Here is a 19,781-nt window from a genome sequence, read left to right on the forward strand (position 1 = left end):
ATGAAAGATGGCATCCAACACAAGGCCGCACACACCACAGCGCAGCGTGACGCCGTGATCCGTGTTCGCGGTCTCAGGAACCAATTCGGAACACAGGTGGTTCATGACGACCTGAACCTTGATGTCTGGCGTGGCGAGGTTCTTGGTATTGTTGGCGGGTCCGGAACCGGAAAATCCGTTTTACTTCGTACAATTGTGGGTCTGAACAAACCTGCGGCGGGCAGTATAGAAGTGCTGGGCGTCGATGTCCTGAACGGCCCCGAAGAAGATCGCCGCAGGATAGAACGGCACTGGGGCGTAGCCTTTCAGGATGGTGCGCTGTTTTCATCGCTGACCGTATTGCAAAACGTGATGGCCCCACTGCGAGAACACACGGGCATTAGTGAAAAGCTGATGGAATCGCTGGGCGCGTTGAAGATCAGCCTCGTGGGTCTACCCCAGCTGAGTTGCGGCAAGTTTCCATCGGAACTGTCGGGCGGAATGCGAAAGCGCGCCGCGCTGGCACGGGCACTGGCGCTCGATCCCGAGATCGTTTTTCTGGATGAACCGACTGCCGGGTTGGACCCGATTGGCGCGGCTGCATATGATGAACTGATCGGCGAATTGCAGCAGGCACTTGGGTTGACGGTTTTCATGGTCACTCACGATCTGGACAGCCTTTACGCCATCTGCGACCGCATTGCAGTGCTTGCAGAAAAACGCGTGCTGGTTGAAGGTCCGATTGAGGACATGACCAAAGTGGACCATCCTTGGGTGCAGGAATATTTCACAGGCCCCCGAGCCCGCGCGGCGCAACAGAAGGGTCAGGACAGGTAAAGGCGATGGAAACCAAAGCAAATTACATCCTGATCGGCGCGTTCACCCTTGCGGGGCTGTTGGGCGTTTTCGGCTTTTTCCTGTGGTTGGCGAAATTCGAAGTGACCCGGCAATACGCTTATTACGACGTATTATTCGATAACGTCTCGGGGCTTTCGGCGGCGGGTGGGGTAAATTTCAACGGCCTTCCTGTTGGGCAGGTGCTCTCTTTGAACCTGGACAAGGACGATCCGTCCAAGGTTCGGGTGCGTATAGAAGTGGATGCAGATATTCCGATCACCGAAGAAACGATCGCCCAGCTTCAATCGTTGGGCGTAACCGGCGTAGGTTACATCGAACTTACCGGCGGGTCACCGACCGCCAAAAGATTGCCGCAGGACGGCGTGATCAAAAGCAAGCGCAGCACCATCCAGTCTTTGTTTGAAGGCGCACCGAAGGTGCTGGACGAGGCCGTTACACTTCTGGAAAACCTGAACAAGGTCGTTGACGACAAGAACCGGCAAGCCGTGAGCGGCATTCTGGATAACCTTGCCTCTGCAACCAGCCGGCTGGACAAAACTTTGACAAGCTTTGACTCCGTGGCCAGCGACATAGGCAGCGCAGCCCGAGATATTGGAGAGTTTTCAAAACGTCTGGACCCTCTGATCGAAACGGCCGAGACGACCCTCAAGACCGGCACGGAGACGCTCAATTCAGTTAAGTCCGCGTCCGAGTCAGCCAAGACCGCGCTGGACGAAGCGAAAACGACGATCGAGACAGCAGACCGCATCCTGCAGCAAGACATTCAACCTTTCATCGAGCGCGGATCGCAACTGGCCGACCGGTTGACCGTCTTGTCGGATGAGGGCAGCGTCACACTTGGAATCGTGAATGAAACCGTGTTGAACGCCAACACGACACTTGGTTCGATAACAACTGCAATGGACACAGCCAAAGGCGCGCTGTCTTCGGCAGAAACAGCCTTTGAATCAGCCAATCGCGTCATGGAAGAAGATGTGGCACCCGTTGCGGAAGATATCCGAAAGGCAGCCAACCAGGTAACCGAAACAGTCTCGAACATCACAAATAAGATCGATCAAATTTCGGACGATGTCCTGAGCGCTTCGAATTCTGCGTCAGAGCTGCTGGGAACAATTGACGGCATCGTTCAGACCAACCGCCGCCAGGTTTCGGATTTCCTGCGGGTTGGTCTGCCGCAATTTATCCGCTTCGTCGAAGAATCCCAACGTCTTGTGATCAGCCTCGACCGTCTGGTGGACAAGGTCGAACGTGATCCTGCGCGGTTTCTGCTGGGCACCCAAGCATCGGAGTTCCGTCAATGATCAAGCCTGCAATTGCAATACTGACGTTTGCATTGGTCGGTGGATGTGCCGGATTGGGCACTTTGAAACAAGCCGCGAAACCTAACGATCTGTATCTGTTGACACCCAAAAGCACGTTTTCGTCGGCGCTGCCGCGAATACAGAAACAGATCGTTGTTGAAGAACCAACAGCAACCGCCGCTGTGAACACGGATCAGATCGCCATTCAGCCCACCCCGTTTCAGGTTCAGTATTTGCCACGGGCGCGTTGGGTGGATCGCGCACCTCTGATCGTTCAGACGCTGTTGATCGAGAGCTTTGAGAACTCTAGCAAAGTCGCTGCCGTTGGCCGGTCAACGGTTGGATTGCGCGCTGATTATGTGATCGCACCGGACCTGCGCGAGTTTCAGGGCATTGTTGTCGCGGACCCCGAGAACGGAGACAAAATCCGTATCGAAGTACGCATGAACATAAAGGTCATTGATGAATACGACGACAAGATCATCGCTTCGAATTCGTTTCAGGAAAATGTCGTTGCCGCAAGCGACCAGACATCAGATCTGATCAAGGCGTTTGATTTAGCCCTGGGGCGCGCGATGCGGGATGCCGTTGAATGGAGCATTCGCAGGATCAACACGCATGTGGCCAACAATCCCAGATCGAACCCCAGTTAAGCTAAGCCACATGTCAAAACGGTGCGCGCGGGCGCAGTTCGCCCACACGTGTTCTGGGTAAACGGTTTTTTGTTCCGGATCCCGCCTCAGAAAAGAGATGCCGAAGCGCGTTTCCAATCCGCCGCGAATTCCTCGGGAACAACATCCGCCAGCAACGCACCATCCTCCAAATAGGTGTAAAGTTCGCCATAGGTGCGCTCTTGCTCGTCCGCCGTACGACGTAGAATGTCGCGTGGATGCAGTTCGGACACTTTTTCCTTCCCCATCGCACCCAAGAGTTCACGGAAGCTTTCCAGTGTAGCGTCGTGATACCGGTGAACGCGCTGCCGCTTTTGCGGGATGTTCACCGCGCGCCCCCGAACTGTGTCCTGGGTGGCGACCCCTGACGGGCAACGGTTCGTGTTGCAATGCAAGGCCTGAATGCAGCCAACCGCAAACATCATCGCCCGCGCGGCGTTGCACATATCCGCACCAAGCGCGAATTTCTCGACTATGTCGTATCCGGTCGCCACTTTGCCCGCACAAATGATCCGGATCTTGTCACGCAGCCCAACGCCACGCAGGCAATTGTTTGCGAAAATCAGCGCCTCGTTCAGGGGCATGCCCAGACGGTTCGTGAACTCGACTGGGGCCGCGCCCGTACCCCCTTCTGATCCATCAATAGTGATGAAGTCCGGCAGTATACCTGTCTCGAGCATTGCCTTGCAGATCGACATGAACTCGGACGGGTTGCCAATACACAATTTGAAGCCGACTGGTTTGCCACCAGACATTTCGCGCAGATGTTGAACAAAGTGCATCAACCCCGAGGGCCCTTCAAATGCACTGTGTGTTGGAGGGGAAATCACATCCTGATGCTCGGGCACCCCACGGATTTCGGCAATCTCAGCATCGACCTTGGCAGCCGGCAGAACTCCACCATGCGCTGGCTTGGCACCTTGGGACAATTTGATCTCAATCGCCTTGACCACATCCTTTGTGGCCTTGTCGGCGAACTTGTCCTTGTCAAATCCGCCTTCAGGCGTACGGCATCCAAAATAGCCGGTCCCAATCTGCCAGATGATGTCGCCGCCTTCGGCCAGATGGTGAGGAGACAATCCACCTTCACCGGTGTTGTGGGCGAACCCTCCGTCCTTTGCCCCGCCATTCAGCGCGCGGATGGCGTTGGCGCTCAGCGCACCGAAACTCATGGCCGAAACATTGAGGCGCGAGGCACTGTAAGGTTGTGTGCATTGCGGTCCCCCCAGCATCACGCGGAGTTCACTTTCGTCTACGTGTTTGGGCGCAAGTGAATGATTTGCGCGGTGATAACCAACCTCGTTAATGTCGTATTGGGTCCCGAAGGCCTGCGTGTCCATCTGGCCCTTTGCGCGGGAATAAACTAGCCCCCGAACGATCCGGTTGTAAGGTCGACCGCTTTCATTGGTTTCAACGAAATACTGTCGAATTTCCGGACTGACAAATTCCAGCATATAACGGAAATGCCCCAGAACCGGATAATTGTTCAGCACATTGTGCTTGGTTGTCAAAATGTCATAAAGACCAATGACCGCGTAGGGCACCAAAAGGATCAAAAGCCAGTGAGCAGGGGGCCAGAAAAAACCCAAAAGCAACACAAGTGGCAGGCAGACATAGCTCAGAAAATAGTAGATCCTGCGTACAATCATGTTCCTGTCTCCTCGTGTTTCCGACCGGCCATTGCGCGTTCCAACAGCACTCAACGTGAAACAGATTGATTTTTAATTGCAAGCTTTTGAGAGAATTTATCCGCGCAAAGACGAAAACGTGAAAACGCGTTACGGCCTCTCAACAGTTGAACAGGGTGTCGCCAGTGGATATGCCACGCATACCAGAAGACGACAGGCACACACTTGACAAAAACGCATTCCCAACCCCGGCGCGACCGAAAGAGTCTTATGTTTCTCGCTGTCTTTGCCGGAGGGGCGCTGGGATCGTTGTTGCGCGAAGTATTCGCACTGGAAATCCCCGGCCTCAGTTTCCTCACGTCGACTTTCGGCATCAACGTGACGGCCTGTTTTGTCTTAGGATGGCTGTATTCAATACGTCACAAGGTGCACGCTCATGTGCTGCATTTGGGCGCAGTCGGGTTTTGTGGTGGGTTATCCACCTTTTCATCTTTTGTAGCTGATCTGGAACGTATTGCCGAAGGTGATCTGTGGGCCGTCCCTGTTGCCGTCGGGTTGGAAATCGCTTTCGGCATTGGCGCTGCGCTGGTCGGAGAAAAGCTGGGCAACCATTTTCATTCCGAAAGGTCACCGTCATGAATGATCTCTATCTTCATGCGATGTTCGCACTGGGAGGAGGCCTGGGGGCGGTCCTACGTCATTGGCTGGCTTTGAAAGTGCGGCACGATTTGCCCTTTTCAACGCTGATCGTGAATGTGGTAGGCAGCCTGCTGCTTGGGCTCTGGATCGGCTATCTGGGCGGCCCTGTCGACATCCCCGAAGACCAAAGACGGCTGGTATTTGGTTTTTGCGGTGGGTTTACCACGTTCTCCAGCTTTGCCTACCAATCTCTTGAACTTCGGCGCGAGCGCACTCTGGTTCTGGCAGCTGGCAATATCCTGATCAGCCTGGCGCTGTGCTGGTTCGCCCTGTGGCTTGGGCTGACCTTGACGCACTAATGCACATGAGCGACAACATGTGACCCGAGCTTCGGAGCGCGACAAAAGAAAAGCAATGGAATTGTCGCCAAGGCAAGCAGACCCAGATTGTTGAATACGGTCAAATAGGAAATCATCTCGGCCTGCTTCATGATTTCCTGGCCCAGAATGGCAGCACCTTCAGCGCTGTCTGGCGCAAGGCCAAGCGGGCTCAGATACGCCTGGGCCGCGGGGTTGTAGGGCGTCACATTCTGGCTGAGCACCGCCGTATTGGTCTGCAACCCGCGTACAACCCAGGTGCCGACCAGCGAGATGCCAACCGACGATCCCAATTGCCTTGTCACGTTGAACAGACCAGAGGCTTCGTCCTGCCGGCCTTTACTGATGCTCTCGAAAGCCAGTATCGACATGGGCACGAACACAAGACCCATACCGAGGCCGCTGATGGCCCCCGGCCACGCGAGCTCCCAAAAACCGGCATTGAGGTTGATGGCCCCCATCATGAAATTCCCGACCGCCGTCAGCAACAGACCGATGCCCGCCAGCAGGCGCGGATCAAAGCGGTTTACCAGCACTGCGCCGGTCAGAACCATGGACAGCCCTGCGGTCAGGCCACGCGGAATAAACAGATGGCCCGACGCGATGACAGGGAAATCCAGCAGGCTTTGAACAAGCGTCGGCAAAATCGCGATGCCCCCGAACAGAGACACGGCAAAACCCGCGATGATCAGATTGCACAAGGCAAAGTTTCGATCTGCGAACAGACGCAGGTCCACAACCGAATTGCGAGAGGCCAACGCGTGAAAAATGAATCCAAACGCCCCGAGAATTGCTGCGATCACGGCCACTTGGATGACGCGGGACGACATCCAGTCCAGTGTCTCGCCTTGATCCAGAACGAATTGAAGGCACCCGATTCCAACAGCCAGCAGAGCAAGACCTTTCCAATCGATCTGGACCTCCTCGGTTTTGTCTTCCGGCAATTCTCCGGCCAGCAGAAGCAGTGCAAGGGCCGCCACGGGAAGATTGACGAAGAAGACCATCCGCCAGGAAAAATATTCGGTCAGGATTGCACCAACTGTTGGCCCCAGAACCGGCGCCACCACTACGCCCAGACCGAAGATGGCCATTGCCTGTCCGCGCTTTTCCCGCGGGAAGGAATCAAACAGAATGGACTGTGACAAAGGGATCAGGAAAGCGCCGAACATGCCCTGAGCCAGCCGAAAGGCAACGATGACCTCAAGGCTCCAGGACATGCCGCACATCATCGACATGACGGCAAAACCAGTCACCGCCGTCAGGATCAACCGTCGTCGGCCCACGCGTCGGGCGACGAACCCTGTCAACGGCATGATGACCACCGCGGAAACGATATAGCTGGTCAGAATCCATGTCGCCTGATCGGTCGTCGCCCCGAATGCGGCCTGGATATGCGGCAACGCCACATTGACAATCGTACTGTCCAAGACTTCCAGAATGGCGCTGAGAACAACGGCGATCACGATCACCATGTTCACATGGCCGGACGCCGCAGGGGTCATTTGCCGTCCACCGGACCTGTTGTATCTACGACAACTTTGCTGCTGCCTCCGACACGCAAGGGCGCATCGGTCGGGTCAAGCTCGATCCGAACCGGAAATCGCCGGGTGACCTTGACCCAATTCCCACTCGCGTTTTCCGAGGGCAACAAGGAAAACGTGTCCCCGGACCCTCGCCCGATTGAGGCCACCTTGCCTGTAAGCGTCGTTCCAGGGAGCATATCGGCACGTATCGTGACCGGCTGCCCCGGACGAATGCGCGCCAATGCGGTCTCTTTGAAGTTCGCGTCCACCCACCAATCGGACGATTCGACAATCGAGAATTGCGGAGCGTTGGCGGACACCGAGGATCCGGGGCGAAGGGTCAGATTGGCGATCCATCCCTCGGCCGCGGCATGGATCTTGGTCCAGGCAAGGTTAGTTTCCGCTATTTCAAGCTGTGCCCGCGCAGACAGGATATCATCCTGTTTCGCCTGCAACCCGCTTTTCAGTGCCAACAGGCTGGACTGGCTGGTCGTCAACCTTGCAGAGGCTTGCGCGAATTCCGATGCCGTCTGATCAAGCGATGCCTGTGCGACATCGCCTGATGCAAACAATGCCTTCGCACGTTCAAAACTCTTCAATGCAGTATCGTAGGCCGATTGGGCGCTGTCCACCGAAGCCTCAGCCGCAGCAATCTGTGTGGAATAGGATTTGGCCTGTTGTATCGCACTATCCAGATTGGCTTTGGCTGCATCCACCGAAGCCTTGAATTGAGTGTCGTCGATCGTGAAAAGCAGATCGCCGCTTTTCACGGGCTGGTTTTCGATCACATGTACATCTGCCACCTGCCCTGTCACCTGCGCAGCGACATAGATGATGTTCGCGCCCAGATATGCATCCTTAGTGGACGGGTACCGCTCTTCGTGCCTCCAGAACAGAACAAGACCGGCTGCAATTGCTGCAAGTATCAAAGCCACGGCTGCAATTTTGAGTGGCTTCATTTTCGTATCCCCTTTTGTCCGCAATCCACGAAAATTACATCACATGCATATGCATTCGAACTGCCAGATTTCCCAACACCCAGACCGTTCCAAGGATCATGATCAACAAAACCATCGTGGAAAACAGGACCAGGTGCAGGTCTTCCCGGCTGCTGCGCCGACGATCGATGTGCAGGAAATAAACAAGCTGCAGAACAAGTTGGGCCAGACCCAGCAATCCAATGGTCAGGTAAACACCGGGTATTTCGACCCCAAACAGGTAGGCTGCGCCAAACATTGCCATCGTCAGCAAAAGCGAACCACCGTATCCGATCACATAGCGCCGACGCTCGCGACGGTGCATTTCAGAGCGCTTATCCATAGGTCAGACCTCCGAAATAAACGATGGTGATGATCCCGATCCAGATCAGGTCGAGAAAATGCCAGAACAGTGCCAACCGCACCACGCGGGAGATAACAACATCCGTCATCCCTTTCACGCGCAGTTGGATACCCAGAACGATCAGCCACAAGCATCCTGCGGCGACGTGCACACCATGCAGAGGAACGAGCCCAAAGAAGGCCGACAAGAAACCGCTGCGCTGCGGAATCCCACCTTTTTCCGCCATGGCCATGAAATCACGCACCTCAAGCACCAGGAAACTGATCCCCAGTAAAAGCGTGACGCCAAACCACAAAACAATGCGACCGCGCGGCAGATTGTATTTCAGCGCCAGCATGGCAAGGCCAACCGTCAGGCTGCTCGTCAACAGGATAAGCGTCTGCGCAAAGACGCTTTTGAGATCAAACAGCTCGTGCGGGCCGGGACCACCGGCCTGCGCATCGATCATCGTGATGTAAGTCGCAAACATCAGGCCGAAATAGATCAGGTCACTCATCAAAAAGATCCAGAACCCGAAGGTGACAACCTCGGTCGCCTTATGAGCACTCGCGTGGCGTTCCCCCAGATTGATCCCTGGGTAGCTGTGGGTGGGCGCACGCTTCATGTGATCACCTCCAGATCGGGGCGGGCGAGGCCGCGATTCTCCGGAGACGTCTCGAAATCGCGATCCACCGCTTTTTCGCCGTGAACCCGTGCAAGCCAGGCTTCGTGATCCCTGCGCACTTCTTCCGCTGGTATGGTCAGCTCGGTGCTGTCATCGAACGTCCAGACGATCACCACCAAGATCATCAGAACCGTCATCAATGCTGCCAACCACCAGATCCACCAGACCAGCGCGAACATCCAGACGCCGCTCAGAACACACAGGACAAAGCCAATGCCTGTATTGCGCGGCAATTCGATATCTTCATAAGCGTCAGGCGTTGGGTAGGCTGCACCCTTGTCCTTTGCTGCCGCAAAATCATCCCGATCCGTAACGGTTGGAATGATCGCAAAGTTGTACGGAGGCGGCGGCGACGGGATTGACCATTCCAACGTGCGCCCATCCCATGGATCCCCAACTGGAACGCGGGTCTTTTCGCGGTCGCGGATGCTGACCCAAAGTTGGATCAGAACCGAGAACAACGCGCAGGTAATCACCAGCGCCCCAACGATCGCCACTATCATGAAAGGATGGAAGGATGGGTCATCGTAACTGAAAGAACGGCGCGGCATCCCCATGAGTCCGACGAAATAGAGCGGCATGAAGGTCAGCAAAAACCCTACGGTCCAGAGGGCAACCGTGACGCGGCCCCAGAACTCGTTTAGACGAAAGCCAAACGCCTTGGGGAACCAGTAGTTATAGGCTGCCAAAAGACCAAACAGCACCCCCGGCAACAGTACGTTGTGGAAGTGGGCCACCAGAAACAGCGTATTGTGCACCTGATAATCCACGGTCGGATTAGCCAGGATCACCCCGCTCAGGCCTCCGATCACGAACAACATCAAAAACGCCAAGCCATACAACATCGGCACCGAGAACCGGATGCGCCCCCGCCATAGAGTCGCCATCCAGTCATAGACTTTTACACCGGTCGGAATGGCGATCAGCATCGTTGCGATACCAAATACAGCGTTGATCAGGGCGCTCTGCCCCATGGTGAAAAAGTGGTGCAGCCAGACCGTAAACGACAGAACCGCTATCGACATCGTGGCGATGACGAGCGAATTGTAGCCGTAGAGCCGCTTGGCCGAAAAGGTCGCAAAAACCTCGGAGTAGATACCGTAAGCAGGCAGAACCAGCAGGTAGACTTCGGGGTGTCCGAACAGCCAGAACAGATTGGCATAATTCATCATGTTGCCGCCGAGGTCGTTGGTGAAAAAATGGAAATCCAGATAGCGATCAGCGGCCAACAACAGCGCCGCGACGCCCAAGGGCGGCATGGCAAAGACGATCAGGATCGAACTGCATATGATGGTCCAGCAATACATCGGCAGCCGCATGAAAGTCATTCCCGGCGCGCGCATCTTGTAGATCGTAACAGCGAAATTGATCCCGGTGAGCGTTGTGCCAACACCCGAAACAACGATCGCCCAAATCCAGTAGTCCGGCCCAACGCCCGGATTGAAGGCTGCACCGGTATACGGCGGGTAGGCCGTCCAGCCACCGGTCGAGAACCGACCCACCACCAGCGAAACCATAAGCATCATGCCAGAGGACACTGTCAGGCCCAGGCTGATCTGGTTCAACCGAGGAAACGCCACGTCCCTCGCGCCGATCATCAGCGGAACTACGTAGTTCGCGATGCCAAAGACAAAGGGCACCGCGACAAAGAAAATCATGATCGTGCCATGGGTACTGAACAACTCGGCGAAGTGTTCAGCCTCCAGGAAGCCATCGCCTGGTCCGGCGGCTTGCTGCGCGCGCATGACGACGCCCTCCAACACGCCACGCGCCAACATCACGATGGCGAAGACGACATACATGATCCCAATCTTCTTGTGATCGACACTGGTCAGCCAATCGCGCCAAAGGGGCGTCCACAACCGAAACCAGCTGAGCAGGCCGACCACGACGACAACGCCAACCAAGACAATTGCGGCAGCGGCGTTGGCAACGATCTCATTTGCGTTCGGGTTCTGGATTAACCCTGTGACCGGAAGCGCATCCCAGTTGAGGCGGCCAAAGAACCCCGTACCCGGTGAAGTCATTTCTGCGCCTCCAGCCCGAATGACGCCGTTCCCGGCTGTTGATCCACCAGAACTGCTTTGCCCCCGTGATAACGGTGCAGAATGCTGTGAAACAAATCCTCTCCCATTGTGAAGTACAACGCATCCTTCGGCATCTTTGCAGTGCCCAGCACAGCTTGAACCTCATCCCTGTCTGTCCGCATCGCAAGCGTCTGATAAGTTGCAGGGTTTAGTTGGATACCATTGTCACGAACTTTTTTGACCCATGCTTCGAACTCATCATTGTGCATCGCTACGGTGCGAAATTTCTGTTTGGTAAAGCCCCGCCCGTTGTACTGCGTGTTCTCGCCCTGCATGACTTCGGGCGCGTCTGCGACCAGATGCAGTTGGGTGGTCATGCCCGGCATCGCGTAAATCTGGCCGGCCAGTGCTGGGATCATGAAAGACTGCATCACGGTATCGGTGGTCAGTGTGATCGCCACCTGTCGTTTGGTGGGAATCCCAAATTCGCCCACACTGGCGATGCCAAGATCGGGGTAGATGAACAGCCACTTCCAATCCAGTCCGACAACCTGCACACGCAAGGCCGGATCTTCACCAAAAGCCGTCGAGTACGGATCAAGCCGATGGGTGGCCTTCCAAAGGTAGAACGAAAGCAGTGCCACAATCAAAACAGGCACGCCCCACATGAGGAATTCCAACTTTGCCGAAAAATCCCATTCCGGACGATAAGCTGCACTGCTGTTTTTTCGCCGGCGATATCGGAGTGCGATCAGCGGCACCAATACCAGAACAGGGACAACGGCCACCATGATCAATGCGGTCGCCCGCAGCAGATGCGTTTTCTGGATGGCAGCAATGGGCCCTTGCGGATCCATGAAACTGTCGCTGGCCGCCACCGTTTGCGACATCGACACCAACAGGATCACGGCCACCATGAGCAGAGGGATTGGGTTGGGCATATTGACTTGTGCCATAACAGACTGCCCTTTCCTCAAACAATTTCCATTCGACTATCGGCAAGTGTGTGAATTTTCTCAAGAGTTTTTCCAAACCACAAATTGTCCGGGTCAGTCCCCAATTCAATTTCGGGTGTAACGGGTCCAGGGATGCGCGGTATGTTCCCGTTGACTTGCATTCCCAGCCGGGACAGACAAAACAATGATGCGTATTCTGTTTTTCTCTTTGGGATTAATCCTCCTTTGTCAGCCCACGCTGGCACAGGATCGTGCGGCGATCGAACGCCAGTTTCAGTTGTGGTTGCTGGAAACCATTTGGCCCCGGGCAGAGGCCAAGGGTGTGACACGCGAGACAATGCAAGCAGCCCTCTCTGGCGTGACCCTTGAGTGGAACTTGCCGGATCTGGTGCCGCCGGGAAGCGCACGCAAAACTCCCAAGGTCCAGAATCAGGCCGAGTTTGGCTCACCCGGTCGCTATTTCAATCCGGGGTCGGTACAAGGCGCAACATCGGCAGGACGGAAAATGGCACGGCGCCATGCCGCAACTCTGGCGGCGGTCGAAGCCGAAACCGGCGTTCCTGCCCGCATTGTTCTGGCGATCTGGGGAAGAGAGAGCGGATACGGACAGGTTCCGATCCGGCATGATGCTTTCAGGGTACTGTCGACCAAGGCTTTCATGAGTACCCGTGCAGACTATTTCACCGCTGAGCTTGTTGCTGCCCTGCAAATCGCGGAAGCAGGGCACCAGCCCGCGCGGCAAATGAAAAGCAGTTGGGCTGGCGCTTTGGGCCAGCCTCAATTCATGCCGTCCAACTACTTGTCGTATGCTGCTGACGGCAACGGTGATGGTGCGGCTGATATTTGGGGGTCACCTGAAGATACGATAGCTTCAATCGGAAACTACCTCATGAAACACGGCTGGGTTTCTGTACGGGACTGGGGATTCGAGGTTTTCGTGCCCAATAATGTCTCATGCGCTTTAGAAGGCCCCGATCAAGGGCGACCTATTCAGGAATGGGTGGAGATGGGGATACGTCGCGTCTCGGGCAAACCCTTTCCAGCCCATGAGCTACGTGGTGACGGGTATTTGATGATGCCCGCTGGACGACATGGTCCGGCTTTTCTTGTTACGCCAAACTTCTACGTTCTCAAGGAATACAACAAAAGCGACCTGTATGCCTTGTTTGTCGGCCATATTGGCGACCGTATTCAATACGGTATGGGCGATTTCAGTGACTCCTGGGGGAAGGTCGGCGGGCTGTACAGATCCGATATCGCCAAAATGCAGGAGGCGCTGGAAAAACAAGGGCATGATGTCGGAGGGGTTGATGGGCTACCGGGTTACAAAACACGTCGTTCGATAGGTCGATGGCAAGAGAATCTGGGGATCGCACCGACCTGTTTTCCGGACGCGCCGATGAAAACAAGCTTGGCCCCGTGAGGCAAACCAGAGTGATCAGTAGACTCTGCCACCCTGCCCGTTCATTGATCCTTTGCGCCTAGAACAGGCGATTTCAGAACCTATCGTCGAAACCAGGCGCCAATTGTTGCCCATTCGAAAACAGCGCGTGAGGGGCAAGTTAAAAACTTAGGTGAGTTGCGAAGGGCAGCTAGCAGCCCTTTCGCAAAGGAAAACCCTCGGTCCGTAAATAGCCATTGGCACGGTTTGTCCTTCAGACCATTGATACCCGAATGCGGACAGTATGCGCGGCTTTAAGAGAACTGCGTCTTCCAAGTGGGAAAACCGCATAAAAATTAGCATGATACGTGGAACCGCAACACAGTCGGATCGTTCCTAAGAAAGTGATACTCTGAAGGATACTGCAATCAGATCAATGCAATTGAGTTTTCGTGATGGACTGACCATGATTTGCCTCCCTCTACAGGAGGTAAACAGCCAACTATCCAAGCACCTGATGCGCAAGTATTGTATGCATATCGCATCCGATCAGGCTTTTGACTCCTCCTTGGCAAAGTGGCACGATTTGACTGATTACATGCCTGATCCATCAGGCATCATTGATTGACAGGGTATTGCAGCCTATGAGGACACTCCGGACATTTCCTGCTCTTCTGGCAAAACTAATATATTGAGAGGCACCATGACACGCAAAGTCACCAAAGCGGTTTTTCCAGTAGCGGGCATGGGGACGCGTTTTTTGCCAGCGACCAAATCCGTACCGAAAGAGATTATGACGCTGGTGGATCGTCCGCTGGTGCAGTACGCAATTGACGAAGCCCGCGCCGCCGGGATCAGGGAATTCATTTTTGTGACATCACGCGGAAAATCCGCGCTTGAAGATTACTTCGACCACAACCTGGTTCTGGAGCAAGAGCTGAAAGCCAAAGGCAAGAACAAGCTTCTGGAAATCCTGAACAAGACAAATATGGAAAGCGGGGCGATCGCTTATATCCGCCAGCACAAAGCACTGGGACTGGGACACGCCGTCTGGTGTGCCCGACGGCTGATCGGCGATGAACCTTTTGCCGTGATGCTGCCTGACGATGTCATCGCCGCCGACAAGCCTTGTTTGCAACAAATGATCGAGGCATACGAAGACACTGGTGGCAACATGGTCGCGGCGATGGAAGTTCCGAAGGAAAAGACTAGTTCCTATGGCGTACTCGATGTTGGCGACAATATCGGATCCGTCGTCCCCACCAGAGGCATGATTGAAAAGCCCGAACCATCGGAAGCACCTTCCAATCTGGCGGTCATCGGCCGTTACGTGCTTCGGCCTTCCGTTTTGAACAACCTCAACGCAAAAAAAACGGGAAGTGGCGGTGAAATCCAGCTGACCGATGCCATCGCCCAGGACATTGCCGCCGGCGTTCCTGCCTTCGGTTACAAATTCGACGGTCAGCGTTTTGATTGCGGTTCAAAATCAGGCTTTCTGCAAGCCACCGTTGCCTTTGCTCTTGCCCGCGAAGACCTGCGTGATGATCTGAGCCAATATCTGAACGACATTGTCGCCACTGGGAAAGCTGCTCAGTAGCCATGGGTGGTTATACTTGACTAAAAACATGGCAATACCGTCAGTCACCCGAAGCTCGAAGGCACGTGCATGACCAATACAGTCTACCCCGTCATTCTTTGCGGTGGATCGGGAACACGTTTGTGGCCCCTGTCACGCAAAAGCTATCCCAAGCAATTCGTTCAGCTGGTCGGCGAAACAAGCCTGCTGCAAAATTGCGCGGAACGGATGCTCGGACCATCTCAAGCGCCATATGCAAAGCCCCTGATTCTGACCAACGAGGCATTTCGCTTTATTGTCCCGGAACAATTGTCGGCCGTCGGAATTGACCCTGGCCCCATTCTGATCGAACCCGAAGGGCGCAACACGGCCCCCGCCGTTCTTTCCGCAGCCTTGTTTCTGGCAGCGCGTGATCCGGAGGGCATCATGCTTGTGGCGCCGTCAGATCATGTGGTTCCGGACATGGAAGCCTTTCATCAAGCCGTTGCTGAAGGCGTACGGACAATAAGTGAACGGCGCGATCTGGTTACCTTTGGCATCACTCCGACACACGCGGAAACCGGTTACGGCTATCTCAAACTTCGCCATCCTCCGGAATCGACCCATGAAGTTGTCCCATTGGATCGTTTTGTAGAAAAACCTGATCTGAAAACGGCCGAGGCGATGCTGTCGGATGGAAGTTATCTTTGGAACTCAGGCATCTTCCTGTTTGCAGTTCGCGATATCATAGCAGCTTTTGAACAGCACGCGAGCGAACTGATCCCACCAGTTCAAAAGGCCGTTGCAGAGGCAAAAACAGATTTGGGCTTTCTCCGACTGGACCCAGCAGCCTGGGCGGGTGTCGGCGACATTTCAATAGACTACTCAGTGATGGAAAAAGCCTCGAACCTAAGCGTGGTGCCGTATTCTGCCGGCTGGTCTGATGTCGGAAGCTGGACCGCGGTTCAAGAGCTATCGAACCCCGATGAAGACGGAGTAGCAACCAACGGAGAAGTAACCGCAATCGACTGCCGCAACGTGTTGATACGATCCGAGTCGCCCGCGCTGGAAGTCGTGGCAATGGGTCTTGAAAACGTAATCACCATTGCGATGCCCGATGCGGTTCTAGTCGCGAGCATGGACAAGGCCCAGGACGTGAAACAGGCCGTTACGGCACTAAAGGCCAAAGGGGTGAAACAGGCTGAATCATTGCCTGTGGATCATCGACCATGGGGCTGGTTCGAAAGCCTAGTGATCGGCGACAGGTTTCAGGTCAAGCGCATCCATGTTCATCCAGGCGCGTCGCTCAGCCTGCAGTCTCACCATCATCGTTCCGAGCATTGGATCGTGGTCGAAGGCACAGCCAAGGTCACTATCGATGATCAGGAGCGTTTGGTAACCGAAAACCAGTCAGTCTATATTCCACTGGGAGCCACGCACCGAATGGAAAACCCTGGGAAAGTTCCTATGGTTTTGATCGAGGTTCAGACCGGCACCTACCTGGGTGAAGACGATATCATCCGATACGAGGACATTTACGCCCGGGATTAATTCTGGGCGATCCTAACGCGCGCCTATTCAGTGGCGGTTTCCAAGCTGAGGACCAAAACTTAGCAAAACATTTCCTGGGCGGTCGGCCCGGTCAGACAGGATTGACGCTATTCACGGCAGGGTAGCGCGCAACCGAAGTTTCGGACCGACGCCACAGGAGCACCCCCGTGTCACAAACATCCCCCCGATTGAACCTGCCTTTGCTGCAACCGGCACAAGCGCAAAAACATGTTACCCACAACGAAGCCCTGAGACAGCTCGATCTGGTCGTGCAACTCTCGGTACAGTCAACGGATTCCGTAACCCCGCCTGTTGTCCCCGCGCAAGGCGAAGTTCATGCTCTTGGAGCCAACCCGACCGGAGACTGGGCAGGGCATGCCGACGAACTTGCCGCCTGGTTGGACAACGCCTGGCATTTCGTGACCCCCGGCATCGGCTGGCGGGCCTGGGATGAAGCGACCGGAGTTCTGAAATACTGGACAGGAACAACTTGGGGCCCCCTGCCAGTCAGCACTCAGAACCTTGACGGAGTCGGGGTGGCTGCAAATTCTGACAGTACGAACCGCCTGTCCGTTCGCAGCCCTGCGACGTTGCTGAGCCACGAAGGTGGCGGACATCAGTTAAAGATCAACAAAGCCAACACAGGTGATACAGCATCGCTGTTGTTTCAATCGAACTGGACCGGTCACGCCGAAATGGGACTGTCTGGCGGCACTGGATTTTCCATCAAAGTGTCTCCCGATGGCAGTAACTGGACGGAAGTGATGACCTTTGATCCTGTTGCCGGAACCGTGTCAGGGACAGCTGTTCAGGCAGATGCCAGTGATACAACCACAGGCCGCCTGATGCGCGCCGACTACGGATACGGACCCGGCAACCTTCTTGGAACAGTGACGGAAAACGCTGGCGTTCCGACCGGAGTGGCCATTGAGCGCGGCAGCAATGCCAACGGAGATTACGTGCGGTTTGCCGACGGTACTCAGATCTGTACGGCCACGCTTGCTCCCGTGGCCTGCACGACTGCTGAGGGTGCTCTTTTCAAAAGCGGCCCAATAACCTGGGATTTTCCGGCTGACTTTTCGACGCCCCCGAACCTGAACGGCTCTGGAGGCGTTGCGACCCGGTTTACCGGGTTTGATACGCCTTCGTCGTCCCAATCGACATTCATTGTCTTCTCGGCGATCTCGGATTCGGCAGCCCTGGCACCATCCGTCACAGCCATTGGTCGCTGGTTCTGACAGGCAGGGCCGCCTGGATACCGGATCAGGCGGCCATTCCGACTGAAAATCGGTTGCGACCCGTTCCGCGCCATCCCCGCATCACCGGGTTTGCAGCCTTTCACCACTCCGGAAAAAGCTAGATGGTTGCTGGAACTCCCGCTTAAGGAATGTAGCAAACAACGCATAGAGGGAGGTTGCACCCACCATACTTGCGCGATCTGCCCGTCTGAAGTCTCGTGCCAGGTCGAAACCGCAAACAATATTCGTTTACAATAAATCAGAATCGGTAGGTCGCCCCGATCACCGGCCCGGACTGACTGAACTCGAAATCGTTGCCGCCGATCTCATGGTCGAAGGCGATATAGCGATATCCGCCACGGATCACCCATCTATCATTGATGGCATAATCTGCCGTCAACAGAACCTGCCACGTTTCGCTGCCGTTGCGGAAGCCGCCATAGTCAACGAACCCGGTTCCCGTCCATTTTTCAGAGAAGACGAAACGTGCCCTTGCGCCAATGACCGGATCGACCCAATCGCCGTCAACTGTAGTCGTACGCCCCGGTGCCGAGCTGGGCGTCAGTGTGAAATTTGTTTCGGTGCTGAACCATCTGAAACCACCAGCAATGTCCAGTTTAACAGTAGGATCTTCATAGACCCGATAAGCCACGTATCCACTGAGGAATTGGGTGGTAAATGATGTGTCGAGACTGGATCCAGCCGGACCGGATCCGGTGTTGCTAAAAGATAAATTTGTATAGTTGTAGTCTGCCAGCAGGCTCCAACGCCCATTGGATGCCGCAAACGCGCCCATGAAGGCGAAATCCAGGTTGCTCAAAGCGTCAGAAAAACTCAATGTTCCGTCCAATGTCCCCGACGGCGTTTCGATAGACGTTTCTGTTTCAGGCATGAAAAGGTAAACCGTAGCTTCATAGGACCAATCGCTTTGCTGCGCGGAAGCGGTTGTTCCAGTCGCCATAACCAAGGCTAAACCGATCCCTTTAATCCCATATTCTATATTCATTTCGTCCCTCCAGTATTTCAGATGTAATTCAACTTCTTAGTGATCCAGAACAGGGTTTCCGCCAACACACCAATTGCGCCGGCCTTGTCCGTTACCACAAGTGTGGTGCCAGAGGTCCCTAACGGGAGCTCATCGATATTCAACTGGTCCGGAACTTCGATCAACACCGGATAACTGGACACACCGGCCAGATCGCTCAGTGATGGGAGGCCCGTACGCAAGTCGACAGCTCCCTCTGCCGCTCCCACGGGAAGCGATACGACTGTCCCAGAATTCTCGCTGCCCGGCAAGGTTCGCAGAGCAAGGCGTATCTTGCTGCCGACGGCAACATTCATACGACTTGATTGCGGTAGGCTTGCGATCAGATAGCGGTCATCGGGGACGATAAAAGAAATAGCCCCCTGTGCAACGGACACACGATTTCCGGGACGTAGAGAAACGGCTGTGACAAAGCCGTCCTCGGGTGCGGGCAGATTTGCGGACTGTTGATCGATGGCAGACATGGCTTCCTGCAACTGGAAGGTTGTCGTTGCCCCTCGCTTTTCGAGATCGACAAAGTCGTCACGGCGCTGGACGCCAAAGGTCAATTGCGCGGTGAGGGATTCAATGTCGGCTTCCGCCGCTGCCAGGTCGGACTGTAACTGATCTGCCGCAGAACGAGCAGATTCAAGACTGGCCGTCCGGCGGGCGACCTCAATCCGAAAAGGCGTATCGTCGATCCGGAACAGCGGATCCCCTTTCGCGACCCGCTCATTGGGGCGAACTGAAACGTCAATGACGGTACCTGACACATTAGGGGCAATGTTGGTGGCAACACCCTGCGCTGAAAAAGGACCAGTCGGCGTGGTGTGGTTGAGGGCCCCGATTACAACCAGAGCAATGATTGCGGCGCCCCCGTAGACTACAGATTTCCAGAACCGGTTCCATGGAAGTAGCCCGAGCTTGGAAAACACCACCCAGATCACTCCGAAATAGAGCCCTAAAACAACAAGCATACGCTTACTCCGGTGCGCAGAGCTGCTGATACCAGTGAGTTGCAGTTTTGGTTATGGATGCAGCGGGAATAGTACGCCAATGTTGCCCCCT

18 protein-coding genes are annotated in these 19,781 nt (G+C 55.2%); 9 read left to right on the forward strand and 9 right to left on the reverse strand.

Going from position 1 to position 19,781, the window contains the following annotated elements:
- From AC2FFA_RS07810 to AC2FFA_RS07820, 3 genes are read left to right on the forward strand one after another with little or no spacing between them, the layout of a single operon-like run.
- Positions 1 to 816 (forward strand): ABC transporter ATP-binding protein, encoded by an 816-nt coding sequence (locus tag AC2FFA_RS07810; RefSeq protein WP_299897276.1) that lies wholly within the window; start codon positions 1 to 3, stop codon positions 814 to 816.
- Between the two features lie 5 nt (positions 817 to 821).
- A complete protein-coding gene (locus tag AC2FFA_RS07815) occupies positions 822 to 2,138 on the forward strand; it encodes an MlaD family protein (RefSeq protein ID WP_299897280.1) in 1,317 nt (438 codons plus the stop codon).
- Positions 2,135 to 2,791 (forward strand): ABC-type transport auxiliary lipoprotein family protein, encoded by a 657-nt coding sequence (locus AC2FFA_RS07820; protein ID WP_496850953.1) that lies wholly within the window; start codon positions 2,135 to 2,137, stop codon positions 2,789 to 2,791. The genes AC2FFA_RS07815 and AC2FFA_RS07820 overlap by 4 nt, the downstream gene beginning before the upstream one ends.
- Before the next feature lie 86 nt (positions 2,792 to 2,877).
- On the opposite strand, the gene AC2FFA_RS07825 is transcribed toward AC2FFA_RS07820, so the two are convergent.
- Complete coding sequence (locus AC2FFA_RS07825; RefSeq protein WP_496850955.1) at positions 2,878 to 4,458, reverse strand: FMN-binding glutamate synthase family protein; 1,581 nt, start codon at positions 4,456 to 4,458, stop codon at positions 2,878 to 2,880.
- Between the two features lie 249 nt (positions 4,459 to 4,707).
- Here AC2FFA_RS07825 and AC2FFA_RS07830 point away from each other — a divergent pair, with 249 nt between their 5' ends.
- Both AC2FFA_RS07830 and crcB read left to right on the forward strand, forming a co-directional pair.
- Positions 4,708 to 5,076, forward strand: a complete 369-nt coding sequence (locus AC2FFA_RS07830; RefSeq protein WP_496672829.1) for a fluoride efflux transporter FluC — start codon at positions 4,708 to 4,710, stop codon at positions 5,074 to 5,076.
- Complete coding sequence (gene crcB, locus AC2FFA_RS07835) at positions 5,073 to 5,435, forward strand: fluoride efflux transporter CrcB (protein WP_496850957.1); 363 nt, start codon at positions 5,073 to 5,075, stop codon at positions 5,433 to 5,435. The genes AC2FFA_RS07830 and crcB overlap by 4 nt, the downstream gene beginning before the upstream one ends.
- Here the strand turns inward: crcB and AC2FFA_RS07840 are convergent.
- From AC2FFA_RS07840 to AC2FFA_RS07865, 6 genes are read right to left on the reverse strand one after another with little or no spacing between them, the layout of a single operon-like run.
- Complete coding sequence (locus AC2FFA_RS07840; RefSeq protein ID WP_496850959.1) at positions 5,432 to 6,955, reverse strand: DHA2 family efflux MFS transporter permease subunit; 1,524 nt, start codon at positions 6,953 to 6,955, stop codon at positions 5,432 to 5,434. The two genes, crcB and AC2FFA_RS07840, sit on opposite strands and share 4 nt — an antisense overlap.
- Entirely contained in the window at positions 6,952 to 7,935 is a 984-nt protein-coding gene (locus AC2FFA_RS07845; RefSeq protein ID WP_496850961.1) for an HlyD family secretion protein, read from the reverse strand. Before AC2FFA_RS07845 ends, AC2FFA_RS07840 begins: the two co-directional genes overlap by 4 nt.
- Positions 7,936 to 7,969: 34 nt before the next feature.
- Positions 7,970 to 8,296 (reverse strand): cytochrome o ubiquinol oxidase subunit IV, encoded by a 327-nt coding sequence (locus AC2FFA_RS07850; RefSeq protein ID WP_496850963.1) that lies wholly within the window; start codon positions 8,294 to 8,296, stop codon positions 7,970 to 7,972.
- The gene (locus AC2FFA_RS07855; RefSeq protein ID WP_496850965.1) at positions 8,289 to 8,921 is read right to left on the reverse strand and encodes a cytochrome c oxidase subunit 3; all 633 of its coding nucleotides are present in this window, start codon (positions 8,919 to 8,921) and stop codon (positions 8,289 to 8,291) included. The genes AC2FFA_RS07850 and AC2FFA_RS07855 overlap by 8 nt, the downstream gene beginning before the upstream one ends.
- On the reverse strand, positions 8,918 to 11,008 hold the full coding sequence (locus tag AC2FFA_RS07860) for a cbb3-type cytochrome c oxidase subunit I (RefSeq protein ID WP_496683792.1): 2,091 nt from the start codon (positions 11,006 to 11,008) through the stop codon (positions 8,918 to 8,920). Before AC2FFA_RS07860 ends, AC2FFA_RS07855 begins: the two co-directional genes overlap by 4 nt.
- Complete coding sequence (locus tag AC2FFA_RS07865) at positions 11,005 to 11,964, reverse strand: cytochrome ubiquinol oxidase subunit II family protein (RefSeq protein WP_496850968.1); 960 nt, start codon at positions 11,962 to 11,964, stop codon at positions 11,005 to 11,007. Before AC2FFA_RS07865 ends, AC2FFA_RS07860 begins: the two co-directional genes overlap by 4 nt.
- 187 nt (positions 11,965 to 12,151) lie before the next feature.
- On the opposite strand from AC2FFA_RS07865, the gene AC2FFA_RS07870 reads away from it, so the two are divergent.
- The 4 genes from AC2FFA_RS07870 (at position 12,152) to AC2FFA_RS07885 (ending at position 17,689) form a co-directional block, all read left to right on the forward strand.
- A complete protein-coding gene (locus tag AC2FFA_RS07870; RefSeq protein WP_496851332.1) occupies positions 12,152 to 13,387 on the forward strand; it encodes a lytic murein transglycosylase in 1,236 nt (411 codons plus the stop codon).
- A 661-nt stretch (positions 13,388 to 14,048) separates the two neighbouring features.
- Complete coding sequence (locus tag AC2FFA_RS07875; RefSeq protein WP_496850970.1) at positions 14,049 to 14,942, forward strand: UTP--glucose-1-phosphate uridylyltransferase; 894 nt, start codon at positions 14,049 to 14,051, stop codon at positions 14,940 to 14,942.
- A 69-nt stretch (positions 14,943 to 15,011) separates the two neighbouring features.
- Positions 15,012 to 16,451 (forward strand): mannose-1-phosphate guanylyltransferase/mannose-6-phosphate isomerase, encoded by a 1,440-nt coding sequence (locus AC2FFA_RS07880; RefSeq protein ID WP_496850972.1) that lies wholly within the window; start codon positions 15,012 to 15,014, stop codon positions 16,449 to 16,451.
- Between the two features lie 167 nt (positions 16,452 to 16,618).
- A complete protein-coding gene (locus AC2FFA_RS07885) occupies positions 16,619 to 17,689 on the forward strand; it encodes a DUF2793 domain-containing protein (protein ID WP_496850974.1) in 1,071 nt (356 codons plus the stop codon).
- A gap of 259 nt (positions 17,690 to 17,948) precedes the next feature.
- Here the strand turns inward: AC2FFA_RS07885 and AC2FFA_RS07890 are convergent, their stop codons facing one another.
- Together AC2FFA_RS07890 and AC2FFA_RS07895 are read right to left on the reverse strand one after the other, a co-directional pair.
- Positions 17,949 to 18,695 carry a porin family protein gene (locus AC2FFA_RS07890; protein ID WP_117873743.1) on the reverse strand — a complete coding sequence of 249 codons (747 nt, stop codon included), beginning with the start codon at positions 18,693 to 18,695 and terminating at the stop codon, positions 17,949 to 17,951.
- A 17-nt stretch (positions 18,696 to 18,712) separates the two neighbouring features.
- A complete protein-coding gene (locus AC2FFA_RS07895) occupies positions 18,713 to 19,690 on the reverse strand; it encodes an HlyD family secretion protein (RefSeq protein WP_496850976.1) in 978 nt (325 codons plus the stop codon).
- Between the last annotated feature and the right edge of the window lie 91 nt (positions 19,691 to 19,781).

It is taken from the genome of Ruegeria sp. YTSB088, assembly GCF_059609825.1.